The sequence below is a fragment of the Legionella norrlandica genome, assembly GCF_000770585.1.
Taxonomy (GTDB): Bacteria; Pseudomonadota; Gammaproteobacteria; order Legionellales; family Legionellaceae; genus Legionella; species Legionella norrlandica.
Window position 1 is genome coordinate 1 of the sequence record NZ_JNCF01000121.1, and the last position, 1,059, is coordinate 1,059.

Below are 1,059 nucleotides of genomic sequence, written 5' to 3' on the forward strand. Positions count from 1 at the left end.
GTGCTCAGAAATATTCTTACATTAATGCGAGGTCACACCCGTTTTAACTTCTTAGCTTCTGATTTGCTAAGAGTTATTTTAATTAAATTTTTTTTAATTTCATCTTTTATATCTTTATTATGAGATACTAGATTTTCAAGATATGAAACTAAATCAGGCCATTCACCATGATCAATATAATAGAAATTATCAAAAGCCATTAAAGTTAAAACTGCCTGTTGCGTATACAAAAAATCGTGTTCTGAGGGCAAAAATTTACTAAATAGTTCAATTGAGCTGCCTTCATATAAATTAGCGTTAAATTGATTTTTTAGTGTAGTTGGATTAAAGGCCCAGACGCATATTTTATTTGATTTTTGATTCTGTTGTATTTTCCAACAACTAAAAAAAGCAGCTACCCATGGTTTATAAGTCCAATCTAACAATCTTGTTTTTATCCCGACATGTTGTGCAGTACATATTAAGTTCCAATCAATTGTATTGCTCGTTAAAAATGAAGTATCAAAATATTCAGTATCACTAGATAGAAAATCCAAATCCCAACCATTATTGTTAAAGTGTCTTACTAAAAATCCGCCATAATTAATTATTTGTTCGTTTGTTCTGTCAAGGGGGAAATAAGAGGTTAAATCTTGATCTTGAATGCTGGGTTTACCAAAAGGGTAAAAGTTGGATACAGGTAGTCTAACCCTAATAGATTCTGAAGCAAATTTTTCAATAAAATATCTTTCAATTATTACTTGCTTTAAAAGTTTCGATAATCTTTTTATCATTACAGAGTTAATTTCAACATCGATTTCATTTCCATTAACAGGATTAATTAAATTTAAAGGAGTTTTTTTAGTTTGTTTTCAACTTCTCGAAGTGATTCGTTAATTATTTCGTTTGTTTTTGCATAGCCATTAATATTGAAGTCCTTTCTAAAAACAGAGGGTTTTAGAGAGTAATCATGATCATTATGTCCACGAAAGATCCACGGATAAAATTGATCTTTATTTAAACTCCATTGTGGATTGCTTTTTCTTAGGAGCTCAATATACGTAACCGTTCACGCCTCTT

At 29.9% G+C, this 1,059-nt stretch carries 2 protein-coding genes; both read right to left on the bottom strand.

Going from position 1 to position 1,059, the window contains the following annotated elements; all coding sequences use genetic code 11:
* Positions 1 to 32 precede the first annotated feature (32 nt).
* Positions 33 to 773: an FRG domain-containing protein gene (locus OK13_RS13660; protein ID WP_035891742.1), complete on the bottom strand. Its 741-nt coding sequence runs from the start codon at positions 771 to 773 to the stop codon at positions 33 to 35.
* Between the two features lie 53 nt (positions 774 to 826).
* Positions 827 to 1,036 (bottom strand): FRG domain-containing protein, encoded by a 210-nt coding sequence (locus OK13_RS16265; RefSeq protein WP_479463208.1) that lies wholly within the window; start codon positions 1,034 to 1,036, stop codon positions 827 to 829.
* Between the last annotated feature and the right edge of the window lie 23 nt (positions 1,037 to 1,059).